The sequence below is a fragment of the Simplicispira suum genome (assembly GCF_003008595.1).
Taxonomy (GTDB): Bacteria; Pseudomonadota; Gammaproteobacteria; order Burkholderiales; family Burkholderiaceae_C; genus Simplicispira; species Simplicispira suum.
This window is the reverse complement of sequence record NZ_CP027669.1, coordinates 3,875,613-3,892,615: the sequence shown is the minus strand read 5'-3', so window position 1 is coordinate 3,892,615 and position 17,003 is coordinate 3,875,613. Positions and strand designations below refer to the sequence as shown.

The following is a 17,003-nucleotide window of genomic DNA, read 5'->3' as shown; positions in this document are numbered from 1 at the left end:
GCGCGCTGTTTTGGGACAATTGCGGCCAGACTATCGCCAGACACCACCGAGACCCCACCATGCCGCTGCAATTTGCCGACCGCCTGAACAACGTAGAAACCTCTGCCATCCGCGAGCTTTTCAAGCTGCTGGGCAAGCCCGGCATCATCAGTTTTGCCGGCGGTTTTCCGGACAGCGCCATGTTTGACGTGGACGGCATTCGCGCCGCCAGCAACGCGGCCCTCGACCAGGAGCCAGGCGCTGCGCTGCAGTACGGCGCCACCGAGGGCTACCAGCCGCTGCGCGAGCAGATCAGCGCGTTCATGACGAGCAAGGGTGCTGCAGCGCTGGCGCCCGAAAATCTCATCGTCACCACCGGCAGCCAGCAGGCGCTTGATTTGCTGGGCAAAACCCTGATCAGCCCCGGTGACAAAGTCATTGTCGAAGGTCCGACCTTTCTGGCCACCATTCAGTGCTTTCGCCTCTACGGTGCCGAGCTGATCAGCGCGCCCATCGATGCAGACGGCGTGCAAACCGATGTGCTGGAGCAGCTGATCGCCGAGCACAAGCCCAAGTTTGTCTACCTGATTCCCACCTTCGGCAACCCCAGCGGTGCGCTGCTGCCCCTCGATCGCCGCAAAAAGGTGTTGGAGCTGGCGGTGAAGTACAACACCCTGGTGGTGGAGGACGACCCCTATGGCGACCTGTACTTCGGCGAGGCGCCACCGCCCAGCCTGCTCGCGCTCTCGGCACAGGTGCCCGGTAGCCGCGATCTGTTGGCGCACTGCGGATCGCTCAGCAAGGTGCTCTCGCCCGGCCTGCGCGTGGGTTGGCTGGTGGCCCCGCCCGAGCTGCTGGCCAAGGCCACCATGTGCAAGCAGTTCAGCGACGCCGCCACGAGCACCTTTGCCCAGGCCACGGCGGCGCAATACCTCAAGGCCGGGCGCTTGCCCGGAACGCTGACCCGGATGCGCGCCGTGTACGCCGAGCGCGCCCAGGCCATGGGCGACGCGCTGCGCAAAGACCTGGGCCAAGCCATCGCGTTCGTGCAGCCCCAAGGCGGGCTGTTTGTCTGGGCGCGCCTGACCGGCGCAGGCGGCAAGGTGGCAGACGGCAATGCGTTTGCCAAGCGCGCCATTGAAAAGGGCGTGGCTTTTGTGCCGGGCACGCCGTTCTTCTGCGCCCAGCCCGACAGCGCCACCCTGCGCCTGTCGTTCGCCACGGCCGATGTGGAAAAAATCCGCGAAGGCGTGGCGCGCCTGGCGCAGGCGCTGTGAGCCGTATGGCTGGCATTGGGTCCGATCTGCACACCGCAGCGCGGCTGGAGAACCTGGAGGTCAAGCTCAGCTACATGGAAGACCTGCTGGACGAACTCAACCTTGTCATCTACCGGCAGCGCGATCAGATCGACCAGTTGGCGCGTGAAGTGGTGCAGTTGCGCCAGCGCTCGCCCGATGGCGAGGGCAGCCAGCCGCGCGACCCACGCGATGAACTTCCGCCGCATTACTGAATACTGAAGCGGCCTGCCGCGCGGCGGGGCAGGTCATTCACCACTATTGAATTGATAGCTGCTAACGCTTATGGAATAAGCGCTAGAGGCTTATTTAGCTTAAATTTTCAAAGGGTGAGGGCGCCCGGATCGTCCGTTGAGACATCGATCGCGAGTCGATCACGTCCGCTGCGCTTGGCGCTGTAGAGCGACTGGTCGGCGCGATCGAGCAACCGGTGAAGGCTCTTGTCTGAAGCGAGCAGCGTGGCCAGCCCCGCGCTCACCGTGATGGAAAAAGCTTCGCCTGCGACCGTTTCAAGGCGCATCGCCCGGGTACCGGCAAGAATCCGCGTAGCCACCTCGGCAGCGCTGGCGGTATCGGTCTGCGGCAGCAGCACACAGAACTCTTCGCCGCCCAGGCGTCCCACGGTGTCGCTGCCACGCAGTTGCGCGCGCACCGCCTGGGTAAAAGCCACCAGCACGCGGTCGCCTTCCAGGTGGCCGAAGCGGTCGTTGACGCTTTTGAAATGGTCCAGGTCGAGCATCAGCAGGCACATGGCCGTTCCTTTGCGACGCGACTGCGCATAGGTGCGCTCGGCGAGATCGAGAAACGCACGCCGGTTGGTCATGCCGGTCAGCATGTCGGTGGTGGCCAGGCGCTGCAGTTCGCGCTCCAGGTTTTTGCGCTGCGTCACGTCGCGGTAAATGCCTTCGATGCCCGCAAACTCGCCGTTGTGATCGAACAAGGCGTGGCTGCTGATCGAAATGTCGATCACCCGCCCATCCTTTCGCACCATTTGCCCGGAAAAATCTGCCACCTCTCCGTGCGTCGCAATCGCTGCTTTGAAGGCGTCGCGGTCGCTGCTTTGGGGGTAATAGGCTTCAGCGGTGTGGCCTTCGATTTCGTGCGGCTCGTAGCCCAGCACCCGGCGCACGCCGGGACCCACATGCTGCACCACGCCCTGGGCGTCGGTGCGGTAGTACACATCCTGCATGCTCTCGAAAAGGCGCCGGAAGTTCTGCTCGCTCTCGCGCAGCTGTTCCTGAATTTCGCTCTGGTGCGTCATGTCCATGCCGCACATCAGCACGGCGGGAGCGCCATCCACTTCGACAGCGACGCTGGAGATCAGCACCATGCGCAAGTTCCCCCGGCAGGTGTGAATGCGAAATTCCGATGGCTTGTTGGGAGTGCCGGCGCCTGCATCGGCCGATTCGCTGACCCGATGGATGCGCTCACTGGAGCGCTGCTTGTCCAGTGGATGCACGAACTCGTTGGTCGTGTGCCCGAGCAAGGCCTGCGGCGAAGCCGCTTCCAACAGCGCAGCACTTGCGTGATTGGCGTAGACGATCACGTCATTTCGACTCAGCAGCACAGCGCCGGGCAGAGCGTGCAGCAATTGGGTCAAGTCGGTCATCGTAAGTAGGCGAAGCGAATAGGATTCTATTGTGACATTTTGTGTAAACCACGTGGACATGGGCCACTAGGGCAGTGGGTGCAAGGCGGTACCATTGGCCATGAAGAAAACTTTTGCCCTGCATGCCGAAGGGCAGCATCCCGACCGGCGCCTCGAAGCCATCAAACACGAAATCCGCAAATACCTGCGCCGCGAGCGTGGCAAGAAGCTCCCCGAGGGCTCCGATTTTTGGGATTTCGACTGCCGCTTCGCCGTGCCCCCGCAAGAGCCTGCCGTAGTGGCCCTGGGCGATGTGATGGGCTTGATCGACAGCGCCGTGGCTGCCCAGGCCGGGCAGTTTTATCTGGAGCTTCTGGCCCGCCCGGCCCGGCGGCCAGCACGCCCGCAGGTGGACGACGGCGTGCCGCCCACCGCCGCGCCTTACCTGGGCGATTGAGCTCAGGTGCCGCCCGGCGAGCGATCCAGCGGCGGCAGCAGGCCTGCTGCACGCAGCTTGTCTTTTTTGCTCGGGCGTTTGCCCTTGATGCCGCCGGCGCCCGCATCGGCGTTGGCGCTGGACGTGGCCGGCTCCGTGCTGGGCTCAAATCCGGCCAGTCGCTCGCGCTCGAACTGGACGCCCAGGCGCTTTTCAATCAGGCGCATATGCGCTTCGCCCTCGGGCGTGACAAAGCTCAGCGCCAGGCCGGCCTCACCCGCGCGTCCGGTGCGGCCAATGCGGTGGACATAGTCAGACGGTGATCGCGGCAGATCGAAGTTGACGACGGCCGGCAGTTGCGCAATGTCGAGGCCGCGCGCGGCCAGATCGGTGGTCAGCACGACCTGCCAGCGCTCGGCTTTGAATTCATCGAGCACCTGGCGGCGCGCCCCCTGGCTCAAGCCGCCGTGAAACGGAGTGGCAAAAATGCCCGCCTTGTAGAGCTTTTCTGCCACATGTTCGGCCGCGTATTGCGTGGCCACGAATACCAGCACCCGGCTCCAGCCTTCCTGCAGCAACAAATGGCGCAGCAACTGCGTGCGCCTGGCTGCGTCCACAGCGATGCTGCGCTGCACGATGTCCGGCGTCTCGGCAGGTGCATCCACCCGGATGCGTACCGGCTCGCGCAGCAAGGCCTGGGCAAGCGCCTGCACTTTGCCGGGAAAGGTGGCCGAGAGCAGCAGGTTTTGCCGCGCCGCCGGCAGCAGTGCCAGCACGCGCGCCAACTCGTCGGCAAAGCCCAGGTCCAGCAGCCGGTCGGCTTCGTCCAGCACCAGGGTCTGCACCTGGTCCAGGCGCAAGGCGTTGTGTTCCACCAGGTCCAGCAGTCGCCCCGGTGTGGCCACGACGACGTCGGCGCCGCCGCGCAGCGCCATCATTTGTGGGTTGATCGAGACGCCGCCAAAGGCCAGTGCAACTTCAACGCGCCGGGGCAGGGCAACGGCAAAGTCGCGCAGCACGGCGGCCACCTGCACCGCCAGCTCGCGCGTGGGTACCAGCACCAAGGCATGCACCGGGCGCGGTTGCACATGGGGCGCTTGCGCCAGGCGCTGGAGCAAGGGCAGGGCGAAGGCAGCCGTCTTGCCCGAGCCTGTGGGTGCCTGGGCCAGCACGTCGCGCCCTTGCAGCACGGCGGGGAGCATGTCGGTCTGTACCTGCGTCGGGGTGGCGTATCCCTTGGCTTGGGCTGCTTGCGCGAGAGTGGATAAGAGCCCAAGGGCAGAAAATGGCATGGGATGCGGGAGCAGTGAAGGAGCAGATGGCAGAAAAAAGGCTTTAGGCGCTGGAGGGCCCAAATACGTGCTGAGAGCAGCCGGGGATTGTGCGCCAGCCGCCATAATCGCGCGGCATGAACCTTGTCTACGATCCGGGCGCCATTGTCCACAGCATCCAGTTGGCGGTAGCGCCGGTGTTTTTGCTGACGGCGGTGTCGGGAATGATCGGTACGGTGGCCCACCGTCTGGCGCGCATCGTCGACCGCGCGCGGGTGCTGGAGGCGTTCTTGCATAGCGCGGCACAAGGGCCGGTTCCGCCAAGCATTTATCGCGAGTTGGCGTTGCTGCGTACGCGCGGCTGGCTGGTCACCTTGTGCATTGGTCTGCTCACACTGTGCGGATTTCTCATCGGCCTGACCATCCTTTTTCTGTTCCTCGGACAGACCACAGAGTTCGACAGCCCCAGCTGGGCAGTGGGCAGCTTTCTGGCCGGCGTGATGTCGTTTTTGCTGGCACTGGTGCTGTTCTTTGTGGAGACGGTTGCCGCCACCCGCATTCTCAATTTCGGCCGCAGACCGAGGCATCCGTGAGCCGCAAGTCTTCGCTCTCGGACCTGGGCGGGCTGGTCTACTCCACCGATTCCGGCCGCATGTGTCCGGCGTGCCGCCAGGCAGTCTCCGACTGTGTGTGCGCGCAGGCCAGGCCTGTGCCGGCCGGCGACGGCACCGCTCGTGTGTGTTGCGAGACCAAGGGGCGGCGTGGCAAGGCCGTTACCGTGGTGCGGGGGCTGGCGCTGGAGCAAGGCGCGATGGCGGATCTCGCCCGCGCTCTCAAGACCGCCTGCGGTGTGGGCGGTACGCTCAAGGACGGTGTGATTGAACTGCAGGGCGAGCATATGGAACGCGTGCTGGCCGAGCTGGCTGCACGCGGCCTGCGCACAAAACGCGCCGCTTGATCGTCATTCCCCCGTATCGGGTGTCAAAGACTTGCGGGCTGCCGCCATGACGCACTGGGTCAATCGCTCCAGCGGTGCCTGCGCGCTGCGCAGATGCACCCAGAACAGCGGAATGGACAAGCGCGCACCGGGCACCACCGGGACGAGCCGGCCCGACGCCAATTGGCTCTCGATCAAAGCCACCGGATGCATGCCCCAGCCCAGGCCGCGCTCACACCCACGCACGTAGCCGTCGTTCGAGGGCACATAGTGGCGCGGCGGGTGTGCGCGTGCGGGCAGGCCCTGGGCTTGCAGCCACTGCTCCTGCAGCCGGTCCTTGGGGCCGAAGCTGAGCATGGGGGCAGCAGCCAGCGCATGGGCACTCGCGCCTTGTGGCCAGTGGCGTGCAGCAAAAGCGGGGCTCGCGGCCGCTACGTAGGCCATGGAGCCCAGGGGCCAGCTGTTGCAGCCCGCAATGCTGGTTCGGGACGCCGTTACAGCTGCGAGCACTTCGCCATCGCGCAGCCGCTGGGCGGTGTGGTCCTGGTCGTCAATGCGCAGATCCAGCAGCTCATTGCCCGCGTCGGCAAAAGCCGCCATGGCATCCATGAACCAGGTGGACAGGGAGTCGGCATTGACCGCCAGCTGAAGCGTGGGCGCGGCTGCGCCCTGGCCGTCGTGCAGGGAAGGGTGGCTTCGCCGCAGGCCGTTTTCCAGCATGGCGACCTGCTCAAAGTGCAGGCACAGCTGCCGTCCGGCGTCGGTGCCGGTGCAGGGCGAGCCGCGCAGCACCAGCACCTGCCCCATGCGTTCTTCCAACTGCTTGATGCGCTGCGAAATCGCCGAAGGCGTGACATGCAGGCGCCGCGCTGCGCGCTCGAAACTGCCTTCGCGCAGTACGGCTGCGAGCGCTTCCAGGGCGGCGTAGTCAAACATTAGAAATGCTTAGGTTGATTTAAGAAAATGAAGTGTACTTAAAGTTTTCAGGGGCGCAAAATCGAGTGCATGTGGATGCTTGATGCTGCTTCTTCCTGGCTCGCCGGCTTCACCATTTGCTTTGCACTGGTGGCGTCCATTGGTGCGCAAAACCTGTTTGTACTGCGCCAGGCGGTTACGGGCCGGCATGTCAGCGTGTGCGTCGCCTGGTGCGTGCTCAGCGATGCGCTCTTGGTAGGGATTGGGGTGGCGGGCATGGCGCAGCTGCTGGAGAACATGCCCGTGCTTGCACAAGCGCTCAGCCTGGGCGGAGCCGTGTTTTTGCTCTGCTACGGTCTGCTTGCCTGGTCGCGCCTGTTGTCTCAGCGTGGTGCGGCAGTGGCCAAGGAGGTCGTTGCCAATCCCCCCTCGCGCCGGGCCGTGCTGGGTGCGCTGGCGGCCATTACCTTGCTCAATCCCCACGTCTATCTGGACACCGTGGTGCTGATGGGTTCCATGGGCGCGCGCCAGCCCGGCGCGTTCCAGGCGGCTTTTGTCGCGGGCGCGGCGTCGGCCAGTTTGGCGTGGTTCCTGTGCCTGGCGCTGGCCGGACGCCGACTGCAGGCCGTTTTCGCGCGACCACAGGCCTGGCGTGCGCTGGATGCGCTCACTGGCGCCATGATGCTGGTGCTGGCGTGGTGGGTTTGGTCCGGAGCGCAGACCGCCTGAGCCGCGCGGGCACCCTATCCAAAACAGCAATCTTCAGTTTTGCGCCGTTTCGCGGTGGGCAAACGTCGGCCGCTCGCCGAAATACCCGAGAAACAGATTGCGCGCGATGCCGTGTGCCGTGAACTGCAGTTCACGGGCCACATCGGGATCAAACAGGCGTTCAGTGTGCTCGCCCCAGAGGCGCACCCAGGCGGTGAAGTGCGATGGCGTCACGCCCGACAGGGCCATATGCTTGCCAAACACATTACCGCTGAACGATTTGGTCCCCAGCGCCACGGTGCTCCAGAACTCCACCATGCGTTCAAGGTGCGGCTCCCAGCGTTCAGCGAGCGCTTGCTCGAACACCGGTCCGAGCAGCGTGTCGGCGCGCACGTCGGCATAGAAGGTGTGCACCAGTTCGCTTAGCCGCTCGCGCGTGACTGGGCCGCGTTCGCCGGACGCCATGGCTGGCCTCTCCCTCAGCTGCATCCGCAGGAGCTGCCGCAGTCGCCGCTGCCAGCCGCTGCCGGTTCAAACTGCGGAAAGAGCACGTTGTTTTCCGTATGGATATGGTTGATCAGGTCGTCGGCAAATTGTCCAATGCCTGTGTAGAGCGCGCGCCAGGTGTTGCACGCCCCTGCGGGCGGGTTGGCGTCGTTGGTCAGCGCCATCAATCGCTCCAGCTCGGCGCCATGGTCCACATGCTCGGCGCGCATCATGCCGATGGGCTGGCTGACAAAGGGGTTGCCGCCAGCTTTCAGCATGGGAAACAGAATCGCTTCTTCCTTGTGCATGTGGGTGAACAGTTCGGCTTGCATGGCTTCGAGCAAGTCTCCCAGACCGGCCGGAACATGCGGGTTCTCGCGGTGCACGGCTTCGACGCGCCGAGCCATGCGAATCAGCTCAGGCAATTGCTGGCGATGCACATCGTGAAAGCGCGTAACGATGTGGTCGACGAGTTGCGCAGGCGTGGCCGTTTCGGGCGCCGCGGCCGGCCGTTGCAGGGCTGAGAGTTCCGCCAGCACCGAATCAAGTACCAGGCCCTTGTCGGCCACAGCCTGTGCCAGCGCCACGTTTCCACCGCAGCAGAAGTCGAGCTTGAGTCGGCGAAACACGGCAGTGGCACCAGGAAGCTGCACGGCAATGCTGCCAATGCTTGCATCAGGCGAAACGGCGGCTGCGGAGCCAAGGGCGTCAACACGGGCATTCATGGGGTTAATCCTTAAAGAGACATATTGCGTGAATATTTTATCGCAATAAAATCCCTTGGTGATTCCCCTTTTCTGAATGGAAGCTTGCTGATGCGCCTGACCCAGTGGACGGACTACACGCTGCGCGTGCTCATGTACTGCGCTGCAAGTCATGGACGTGCCCAGCCCGTCACCATTACTGAAGTGGCCGAAAGCTACGGCATCTCGCGCAGCCATCTCACCAAAATAGTGCAGCAGCTCTCGGCCAGTGGCCTGCTGGAGACCACGCGGGGCCGAGGCGGCGGCATGCGACTGATGCGCCCGGCCCATGAGATCAATGTGGGTGAAGTGGTGCGTGCCACCGAAACCGATTTCACTCTCGTCGAATGCTTCGATCCGACGAGCAACCAGTGTCGGCTCAGCAGCCACTGCCAACTACAAGGCGTTTTGGGCCAGGCCATGGCCAGTTTCTTTCGCGTGCTGGACCGCTACACCTTGGCCGATCTGCTGGTTGCGCCCGAGCAAGCCGGAGCAGACGCGCAAGGCGAGAGCGTCGTACGGCTGGTGCCTGGCCTGCCCGACCGCAATGCACTGGTGTCGAAAACGCCTGTGTTGCCCCAGTTCAGCTTGGGCGCAGTACTTCCAGCAAGCGATCCAGGCCCCCTTCGTTGATGGCCACGTGGGCCTGCGCCCGCACGGCCGGCTTGGCGTGGTAGGCCACTGACAACCCGGCCGCACCCATCATCGGCAGATCGTTGGCGCCGTCGCCCACCGCAATGGTCTGGGCGGGCGAGATACGCATGAACGACGCGAGTTCGAGCAAACTGCGGCGCTTTTCTGCGCCATCGCAAATGTCGCCCCAGCTTTGGTCCAACATGCGCCCGGTCAAAGCGCCGTCCTGCACGTCGAGCAGGTTGGAACGCGCGAAGTCGATCCCCAGACTCGCGCGCACGCGGTCGGCAAAATATGTGAAGCCACCGGATACCAGCAGCGTCGTGAGCCCGACTGCCTTGGCGGCGGACACCAGCGCCTGTGCGCCCGGATTGAAGCGCAAGCGCTGGTTGTAGACCTGCTCCAGGTGCGCTAGCGGCACGCCCTTGAGCAAAGCCACGCGCTGGCGCAGGCTTTCCTTGTAGTCGGTGATCACGCCCTGCATGGCGGCTTCGGTAATGGCTGCAACCTCGGCCTTGCGGCCTGCAGCGTCTGCAATCTCGTCGACGCACTCGATATTGATCAGGGTCGAATCCATGTCGAAGGCGATCAGGCGGTAGTCGGCCAGATTCAGCGGCGCAGCGATGCCCTGGACGATCAGGCCGGGTGCAAATTCAGTCGGGTGTGTCATGGGTAGCAGGTGGTTTGGGCAAATAAAGGGTGTCGGACCAGGTGGCAAGCCAGGCGGGTTTGAAAGCGACAAATATGGCGGTCAGCATGCCGGTGACAAAGGCATCGCCCCAGGCGGTAAGCCAGTGCGCCACCAGCGACAAGGTCTTGTCCAGCCCCGGCTGTGCCGGCCCCAGCCATTGCAGCAGCGCGCTGGCAGCAAACAGGCAAACGGCAGCGCCAAGAAAGCCGCGCCCCAAAACGTAGACAAAGAGATGCGGACCGATGAGACGCCGAATGGCTGCGCCCAGTCCCAGCGCCAGCGTTGCAGGGAGCACGCCGCGCCAGAACGCCAGCGTCACCACCACCTCCCAGGTCTGGTCCCCGAGCAAGCCCGCCAGCACGGCGACAAGGCACAAGGTGGGCACCGCAAGTGGCCAGCCCAGCATGAGCAGCACCAGGCAGGCCAGAGACCAGTGCAACTGCAGCGGCATGGTGTGCAGCCAGGGCAGGGCCCAGAGCCAGGGCAAAACCACCAGGCTGCCGAGCAAAGGGGAGATCAGCGCGCCCCCGCGCAGAAGCTGCCAGGGGCGCATCCACAGCGCCGCCCCCAAGGCAATGGCCAGCAGCAGTTCCGTACTCAGCAGCAGCATGGGATAGAACGAAGGCTTGCAGAGGCCATCAAGCTGCCAGCGTGACCACCACCGGCGCGTGGTCGCTGGGCTGCGGGTTTTTGCGCGGCGCCCGGTCAATGTCGCAGGCGCGCACCGCCGGCTGCAAAGCCTTGCTCACCAGAATATGGTCAATGCGCAGGCCCCGGTTCTTCTGGAAACCCAGCATGCGGTAGTCCCACCACGAATAGCTCTTTTCTGGCTGCTCGAATAGGCGGTAGGCATCGACAAGACCCAGTGCCAGCAGCGCCTGGAAATGCGCACGCTCCTCCTGGGTGTGGTGAATGGTGTCTGCCAGGCCCACCGGATCGTAGGAGTCGCGGTCTTCCGGCGCCACGTTGAAGTCGCCCACCAGCACCAGGCGCTCGTGCGCTGCCATTTCGCTGCGCACCCAGTCCTGCAGCGCCTGCAGCCACTGCATTTTGTAGACGAACTTTTCGCTGTCGGGCGCCTGACCATTCACAAAATAGCCGTTGATGAGCCGCAGCGCGCCGAGTGGCGTATCGAGCGTTGCGGCAATCACACGCGCCTGTGGGTCCTGCGAGCCCGGCACGTTGCGCACCACATCGCGCAGCGGGCCGCGGCTGAGGATGGCGACGCCGTTGTAAGTCTTCTGGCCAAAAGCGGCGGCTTCGTAACCTGCATCCTTGAGCGCATCAAAGGGAAACTTGTCGTCGGTGAGCTTGAGTTCCTGCAGGCACAAGGCATCGACCGGATTGGCGGCCAGCCAGGCGAGCACCTGAGGCAGGCGCACGGTCAGGGAGTTGATGTTCCAGGTGGCGATTTGCATGGCAGGTTGAAGTGTTGCGCGCTTGACGCGAGGGGTACGGTTCACCGCTGCGCACCGTGCGGGAGGTGGACAGGACGCATTCTCCCATTCAGGCAAGGCGCTGCACTTGATCTCTCCAGCATGTGGCCGCAACGCACTCCATCCCGCAGCGGTTTCGCGTCGGACAAGGCTCGATGCGGTTGAAAGAGGCGGGATGGAAACTGGGTCCGGGGTGGCGGTCTTTGCCGCTTTGCAAGGGAAATTGTTGACAAAAGTCATTGAAATGAAGTGATAATTCGCAGATGCTATTGCAAATGCGAATCACTCTTAATCAACAGTTCAAGTCCCGTGTTCGTTCTTTGCGTGTTGCGGGTTCAGCAACGCTTGCAGCGGGTTTCATGCAGGGCGCATTGGCGCAGCAAGCCACCGTTCTGCCGGAAGTCACCGTGACGTCTTCACGGGGTGCTGCGGTATTGCCCCTGGCTGCCAGCCCAACGGCAGAGCGCGAACGCCTGGCGCAAGTGCCTGGTGGCACCAATCTTGTCGAGCCGCAAAAAGAAGCGCGCCTGGCCACTTTGCGCGATGCGCTCGATTACCAGCCCGGCATCGTGATGCAGGACTTTTTTGGCGGCACCGACCAACCGCGTTTGGGCATTCGCGGCTCGGGCATCCAGAGCAACCCGGTGAACCGGGGTGTGTTGCTGCTGCAGGATGGCTTGCCTCTGAACGAAGCCGATGGCTCATTCATCATTGGGCTGATTGAGCCACGCAATGCTGCCTTCATCAGCGCACTGCGGGGTGCCAATGCCAGATCGCCCGGCGCCACTGCGCTGGGAGGTGAGCTTGACTTCGTTTCTCTTACAGGCGCCGACGAGCGCGGCCGCTTGCGCCTGGAGGGCGGCAGCTTTGGCCGACGTGGAGCGCAGGCGGCCGTGGGCGGAGTCGGCGAGCGGTTTGACAGCCGGGTATCCGTCAGCAGCGACCGCTACGACGGCTACCGCCACCACTCGGCCTCGCGGCGCGACAGCGTGCAGGCCAATGTGGGTTTTCAGGGCGATGGCGGTTTCGAGAACCGCACCTACCTGGGCTGGACCGACCTGGCCTTCCAGATCCCCAACGTGGTGCCCAAAGACCGCATCCAGTCGGACCCGCGCGGCGTGATGGGCGATGGCGCCACCCCGCAGGACCAGTTGCTCAACGTCTACAAGCGCGACCCCCGCCGCGACGCCACGCAGCTGCGCCTGGTCAACCGCTCACGCTGGGGCAGCGACACCCTGCGCCAGGAAGTGGGCGTGTACTGGCAGGACACGGACGACCTGTTCAACAACATGACCAGCCACACCGTGACCCACAGCCGCACCGCCGGCGCGCAGTGGCAAGCCAGCGGGCGCCCCGCAGGCCGTGATGGCGCCCTGGGCTGGCGCACGGCCTTGTCGTGGGCCGACAGCGCCATGCAGCGCGACCTGTACGCCACCAACCCGGCCAATGGCACGCAGATGCAGCGCTTTGGCAGCTATGACCTGGGTGCGCAAAACCTGCAGGCCCTGGCGGCGGCTGACTGGCGCCTGGCGCCCGACTGGACGCTGCTGGGCAGCGTGCAATGGAGCCACCTCACGCGCGACGCGCAAAGCCGCAGCAGCGCCGCGCAGCTCAACCAGGACTGGAGCTTTGCCACGCCCAAGATCGGCCTGAACTGGGCCGCCACGCCCACCACGCGCCTGTGGGCCAACCTGAGCCGCAGCCACGAGGCCCCCACCTTCTGGGAGATCGTCAGCGCCACCGTGGCACCCAACAGCCCGGCCACGGCCCAGGCCGAACTGGTGCGCCTGAAGATGCAGCGCGCCACCACCGTCGAGCTCGGCGGTGCCGGTCGCTGGGGCGAGGGCGCCCATGCCGTGCACTGGACGGCCGCCGTGTACCGCAGCGTGCTGGCCGACGAGCTGATCTCCACCACCGACGCCAACGGCATCAAGGTGGGCACGTACAACTATGCCGGCGGCACGCGCCACCAGGGCGTGGAGCTGGGTCTCTCGGGCAGCCAGCGCATGGGTGTGGGGGCGCTCGACGTCCGCGCCAGCTGGACGTACAGCGACTTCCGCTTCCGGGGCGGCGAATACGCGGGCAAACAGATTGCCGGTGTGCCGCGCCAGCTCATCAATGCCGAAGTGCTCTACCGCATCGGCGCCTGGCGCTTCGGCCCCAACGTGCGCTGGATGCCCGTCAGCACGCCCACCGACCACGCCAACACCGCCGGTGCCGAGCAGGACGCTTACGCACTGCTGGGCCTCAAGCTCGAATGGCGCGATGGACCCTGGGCGCTGTATGTGCAGGCCGACAACGTGACCGACCGGCGCTACGCCAGCGCCTATGCCATCCGCAATCAGGCTACGGCAGCGCAGCCGGGCTACTTGCAAGGTCTGGGCCGCAGCTTCACGGCAGGCCTGAGCTACAAATTTTGAAATCACCCCCCTGTGTCGCTTCGCTCCTTTCCCCCTCTCTGCTTCGCTTCGCTGCGCGGAGGGGGAACGCCGCCAGCGCGGCGGGGCGGCCCTTGCGCGGCGGCCACTGGCCTGGGCCGCGCCAGTGGCAAAGGGAGTGGGTGAGACGCACGCCATGATTCATTGACGAACTTATTTTGTGCGCCCTTGTGGCCCGTGCCTCGGAGGCACCGGGCCGCGATGGGCGTGGAGTACGACGACCATGCACGATGATTTTTTGAGCCCTCGGCCCACACTCTCGCGCCGCCAGGCCCTGGCCTGGCTGGCCGCGCCGATGGTCGCCGCGCCCGCGCTGGGCGTGGCCGCGCCGCTGCCGCGCATCACCCTGTCGGGCCCCCCGGCGATCGTGTCGGCGCCACTGATCCACATGGCCGAGACCCATGCGTTGGCGGGTGTGGCGGGCGAAACCGCTTTTGTGTCGTGGCGCGACCCCGACCAACTGCGCATGATGGCCATGGGCGGCAAGGCCGACGTGCTGGCCATGCCCAGCAACGTGGCCGCCAACCTGTTCAACCGGGGCGCGGGCGTCACGCTGCTCAACATCTCGACCTGGGGCGCGCTGTGGCTTGTCACGCGCGATGGTCATCGCAAGGCGCTGGCCGACTACCGGGGCGAGGAAATTGCCGTGCCCTTCCGGGGCGACATGCCCGACATCGTGCTGCAACTGCTGGCCGCCAAGCAGGGGCTGGACCTGCACAAGGATTTTCGCGTGCGTTACGTGCCCACGCCCATGGAGGCCATGCAGTTGCTCATCACGCGCCGTGTCTCGCATGCGCTGCTGGCCGAGCCCGCCGTATCGCTGGCGCTGCGCAAAACCAAGTCCTTCCCCATCGGTCTGATTGCGCCCGAGCTGCACCGGGGCGCCGACCTGCAGCAGGAGTGGGGGCGCCTCTTTGGGCGCAAACCCCGCCTGCCGCAGGCGGGTATCGCTGCCGTGGGCACGGTGCGCCAGCAGCCCGAGGTTCTGGCTGCCGTGGCCAACGCCTATGCCCAGTCGCTCGTGTGGTGCCGCGCGCACCCCCTGGAGTGCGGCGCCATGATGGCCCAACACATTGACCTGCTCACCCTCGAGGCCGTGGCCGACGCCATTGCCGTGAGCCAGCTCGACACCGTGCCCGCCGCCGCCGCACGGCCCGAGCTGGAGTTCTTCCTTGGCCAGCTCATGGCGCGCAACCCGGCGCTGGTGGGCGGCAAGCTGCCTGCCAGCGCGTTCTACGGCATGCCGTAGCTGCGTCGGGGCGCAGCCCCGCATTCCTTTTTGTTGTTTTCCATTGTTTGTCCCCGGCAGCCGCCGCCACCTGGGTCTTTGCTTTTTTGATTCCAGGAGTTTGCATTCATGACGTATTCCCCCGAGGCCCACGGCGCGCCCAGCGCAGCCCCGAACGATTTCCGCCCCTTGCGCCCCCGTCCCGTGGCCTGGGCGGCCATGCTGTTGCTTGCCGGAGCGAGCGCCCAGGCCCAGGACAACACCCCGCCCCTGCAGGTGGCGCAGGCCGCCACGGCCCTGCCTGCGGTCACCGTCACGGCCACGCTGACCGAGCAGGATGCGCGCACCGCGCCCGCCAGCGTCACCGTGATCGACCGCGAGGAGCTGGCTGCGCGCAATGCGTCCGATCTGCTCGACGCCGTGCGTGGTGCCCCTGGCCTGACGCTCTCGCCGCGCCAGGTGGGCGGGCGCAAGACGCTGGCGTTGAGGGGACTGGAAGGCAAGCACACGCTCACTCTCATCGACGGGCGGCGCATCAGCGCCACGGACGATGTGGTGGGCCATTCCGACTACCAGTACGGCTGGCTGCCCATGTCGGCGGTCGAGCGCATCGAGATCATCCGGGGCCCCATGTCGGCGCTGTATGGCTCCGAGGCGCTGGGCGGCGTGATCAACCTCATCACGCGCCAGCCCAAGGACCGTTGGATCGGCTCGGTGGGCGTCTCGGCCAGCACCCCTACCCGCTCCAGCGAAGGCGAACCCACGGGCACCACCTCGGTGTTTGCCGCCGGCCCGGTGGGCGAACGCCTGAGCCTGCGCGTGAATGCCGAGCTGGCGCACAGCGCACCCGTGGCCGATCGGCAGAGCCCGCTGCTGTCGGAAATCGAAGGCAGCCACGCCAAGAACGGTGGCCTGGCTGCCCGCTATGCGCTGACGCCGGAGCAAACCCTGGAGGCGGGGTGGAGTGGCGGCAAAGAGCAGCGTGTGTACGACACCAGCTCCACCTCAAAGGGTGTGTACCGCAGCACCTACGACATCGACCGCTCTCAGGCCCATGTTGGCTGGGAGGGCCAGTTTGACAACTGGCGCGGCAAGCTGCGCGCCTACCGCAGCGAGATCGATATTGCCAACCGCGCCAGCAACGGCGCTACGCCCACGCGGCCGCAGAACATGGTGGACGACGTGCTGGACGGCCATGCCAGCTTTGCCCTGGGTGCGCACAAGGTCACCGTGGGCGGCGAATGGCGCCGCGAGACGCTGGAGAACGCCGGCCTGAAAAACGGCGTGGACGATGCGGCGCACAAGGCCCTGTTTGCGCAAGATGAAATCGCCCTGACCGACACGCTGATGCTCACCGCCGGTCTGCGTGCCGACCACCACGAACTGTTTGGCAGCGAAGTCAGCCCACGCGCCTATCTGGTGTGGGAGCCCACCCCGGCGCTGGTGGTCAAGGGCGGTTTTGGCCACGCCTTCAAGGCGCCCACGCTCAAGCAGATTTCGCCCAACTACGTGGGGGCCGAAGGGCCGCACACCTTTGCGGGCAACGGCAACATCCAGCCCGAATCGTCCAACTCGTTTGAAGTGGGTGCCGACTGGCAGGTGGCGCCCGCCTGGTCGCTGCGCGCCACGGTGTTCAACACCGAGGTCAAAGACCTCATCACCTACCGCCTGCTGCGCCAGGAGGGCGTGCGGCGCTTCTACCAATACGACAACGTGGACGCCGCGCGCATCCAGGGGCTGGAGGCGGGCATGACCTGGGACATGACGCGCCAGCTTGCCTGGAGCAACGACCTGACGCTGCTGCACACGCGCGACAAAAGCACCGGCAAGAAACTGGCCGACCGGCCATCGAGCAGCCTGACCTCGCGCCTGGAATGGAAAGGCGCCGAGGGCTGGAGCGCGCGCCTGACCGGCGAATTCACCGGCAGCCAGACCGGCACCGACGGCGCCGCGCTGCCCTCGTACGCACTGTGGAGCGCCAGCGTGGGCAAGCAGTTTGCGCTGGACGCCCACCGCAAGCTGGTGCTGCGCGCCGGGCTGGAAAACATCGGCAACGTGAACCTGGCCGAGAAGTCGGAGAGCTTTGGCTATGCCGAGCGCGCGCGCCGTGTGTTCGTGACCGCAAGGGTTGATTTCTGACAACAAGGACTCTTTGAACCTCCCCTGGCCCCCTCTCTGGTGGGGAAGTGTGGGCCAGGGGCCGGTTGTATCAATATTCA

18 protein-coding genes are annotated in these 17,003 nt (G+C 65.3%); 10 read left to right on the top strand and 8 right to left on the bottom strand.

From position 1 onward, the window contains the following. The first annotated feature begins 65 nt into the window (after positions 1 to 65). Both C6571_RS18005 and C6571_RS18000 read left to right on the top strand, forming a co-directional pair. Complete coding sequence (locus C6571_RS18005; protein ID WP_211300762.1) at positions 66 to 1,256, top strand: aminotransferase-like domain-containing protein; 1,191 nt, start codon at positions 66 to 68, stop codon at positions 1,254 to 1,256. 5 nt (positions 1,257 to 1,261) lie between these two features. After that, complete coding sequence (locus tag C6571_RS18000) at positions 1,262 to 1,489, top strand: SlyX family protein (RefSeq protein ID WP_106447915.1); 228 nt, start codon at positions 1,262 to 1,264, stop codon at positions 1,487 to 1,489. 107 nt (positions 1,490 to 1,596) lie between these two features. Here the strand turns inward: C6571_RS18000 and C6571_RS17995 are convergent, their stop codons facing one another. Continuing rightward, on the bottom strand, positions 1,597 to 2,883 hold the full coding sequence (locus tag C6571_RS17995) for a sensor domain-containing diguanylate cyclase (RefSeq protein ID WP_106447914.1): 1,287 nt from the start codon (positions 2,881 to 2,883) through the stop codon (positions 1,597 to 1,599). A gap of 100 nt (positions 2,884 to 2,983) precedes the next feature. On the opposite strand from C6571_RS17995, the gene C6571_RS17990 reads away from it, so the two are divergent. Next, on the top strand, positions 2,984 to 3,319 hold the full coding sequence (locus C6571_RS17990) for a DUF6172 family protein (RefSeq protein WP_106447913.1): 336 nt from the start codon (positions 2,984 to 2,986) through the stop codon (positions 3,317 to 3,319). 2 nt (positions 3,320 to 3,321) lie between these two features. On the opposite strand, the gene C6571_RS17985 is transcribed toward C6571_RS17990, so the two are convergent. Further along, positions 3,322 to 4,590, bottom strand: coding sequence for a DEAD/DEAH box helicase (locus tag C6571_RS17985; RefSeq protein ID WP_106447912.1), 1,269 nt, complete (start codon positions 4,588 to 4,590; stop codon positions 3,322 to 3,324). 116 nt (positions 4,591 to 4,706) lie between these two features. On the opposite strand from C6571_RS17985, the gene C6571_RS17980 reads away from it, so the two are divergent. Further along, positions 4,707 to 5,162, top strand: coding sequence for a DUF2721 domain-containing protein (locus C6571_RS17980; RefSeq protein WP_106447911.1), 456 nt, complete (start codon positions 4,707 to 4,709; stop codon positions 5,160 to 5,162). Positions 5,163 to 5,221: 59 nt separating this feature from the next. Then, on the top strand, positions 5,222 to 5,527 hold the full coding sequence (locus C6571_RS17975) for an SUI1 family translation initiation factor (RefSeq protein WP_245901567.1): 306 nt from the start codon (positions 5,222 to 5,224) through the stop codon (positions 5,525 to 5,527). 3 nt (positions 5,528 to 5,530) lie between these two features. Here the strand turns inward: C6571_RS17975 and argP are convergent, their stop codons facing one another. After that, complete coding sequence (gene argP / locus C6571_RS17970) at positions 5,531 to 6,442, bottom strand: HTH-type transcriptional regulator ArgP (RefSeq protein ID WP_106447909.1); 912 nt, start codon at positions 6,440 to 6,442, stop codon at positions 5,531 to 5,533. Between the two features lie 69 nt (positions 6,443 to 6,511). Here argP and C6571_RS17965 point away from each other — a divergent pair, with 69 nt between their 5' ends. Further along, positions 6,512 to 7,150: a LysE/ArgO family amino acid transporter gene (locus tag C6571_RS17965; RefSeq protein WP_106447908.1), complete on the top strand. Its 639-nt coding sequence runs from the start codon at positions 6,512 to 6,514 to the stop codon at positions 7,148 to 7,150. A gap of 33 nt (positions 7,151 to 7,183) precedes the next feature. Here the strand turns inward: C6571_RS17965 and C6571_RS17960 are convergent, their stop codons facing one another. Together C6571_RS17960 and ytfE are read right to left on the bottom strand one after the other, a co-directional pair. Beyond that, entirely contained in the window at positions 7,184 to 7,594 is a 411-nt protein-coding gene (locus C6571_RS17960; RefSeq protein ID WP_106447907.1) for a group III truncated hemoglobin, read from the bottom strand. Between the two features lie 14 nt (positions 7,595 to 7,608). Next, a complete protein-coding gene (ytfE, locus tag C6571_RS17955; RefSeq protein ID WP_106447906.1) occupies positions 7,609 to 8,340 on the bottom strand; it encodes an iron-sulfur cluster repair protein YtfE in 732 nt (243 codons plus the stop codon). A gap of 90 nt (positions 8,341 to 8,430) precedes the next feature. Between ytfE and C6571_RS17950 the strand changes: the two genes are divergently transcribed. Beyond that, the gene (locus C6571_RS17950) at positions 8,431 to 8,991 is read left to right on the top strand and encodes an RrF2 family transcriptional regulator (RefSeq protein ID WP_106447905.1); all 561 of its coding nucleotides are present in this window, start codon (positions 8,431 to 8,433) and stop codon (positions 8,989 to 8,991) included. Here C6571_RS17950 and serB read toward each other — a convergent pair. The 3 genes from serB to xth are packed head-to-tail and all read right to left on the bottom strand — an operon-like array spanning position 8,942 to position 11,100. Next, on the bottom strand, positions 8,942 to 9,661 hold the full coding sequence (gene serB, locus C6571_RS17945; protein WP_106447904.1) for a phosphoserine phosphatase SerB: 720 nt from the start codon (positions 9,659 to 9,661) through the stop codon (positions 8,942 to 8,944). The two genes, C6571_RS17950 and serB, sit on opposite strands and share 50 nt — an antisense overlap. After that, the gene (locus C6571_RS17940; protein ID WP_106447903.1) at positions 9,645 to 10,292 is read right to left on the bottom strand and encodes a hypothetical protein; all 648 of its coding nucleotides are present in this window, start codon (positions 10,290 to 10,292) and stop codon (positions 9,645 to 9,647) included. Before C6571_RS17940 ends, serB begins: the two co-directional genes overlap by 17 nt. Positions 10,293 to 10,320: 28 nt before the next feature. Next, positions 10,321 to 11,100, bottom strand: a complete 780-nt coding sequence (gene xth, locus C6571_RS17935) for an exodeoxyribonuclease III (RefSeq protein ID WP_106447902.1) — start codon at positions 11,098 to 11,100, stop codon at positions 10,321 to 10,323. Positions 11,101 to 11,477: 377 nt separating this feature from the next. Here xth and C6571_RS17930 point away from each other — a divergent pair, with 377 nt between their 5' ends. From C6571_RS17930 to C6571_RS17920, 3 genes are all read left to right on the top strand, one after another. Then, positions 11,478 to 13,538: a TonB-dependent receptor family protein gene (locus C6571_RS17930; RefSeq protein WP_245901332.1), complete on the top strand. Its 2,061-nt coding sequence runs from the start codon at positions 11,478 to 11,480 to the stop codon at positions 13,536 to 13,538. Between the two features lie 241 nt (positions 13,539 to 13,779). Beyond that, positions 13,780 to 14,805 (top strand): ABC transporter substrate-binding protein, encoded by a 1,026-nt coding sequence (locus C6571_RS17925; protein WP_211300672.1) that lies wholly within the window; start codon positions 13,780 to 13,782, stop codon positions 14,803 to 14,805. Between the two features lie 108 nt (positions 14,806 to 14,913). Next, positions 14,914 to 16,923, top strand: coding sequence for a TonB-dependent receptor plug domain-containing protein (locus C6571_RS17920; RefSeq protein ID WP_106447900.1), 2,010 nt, complete (start codon positions 14,914 to 14,916; stop codon positions 16,921 to 16,923). Positions 16,924 to 17,003 lie beyond the last annotated feature (80 nt).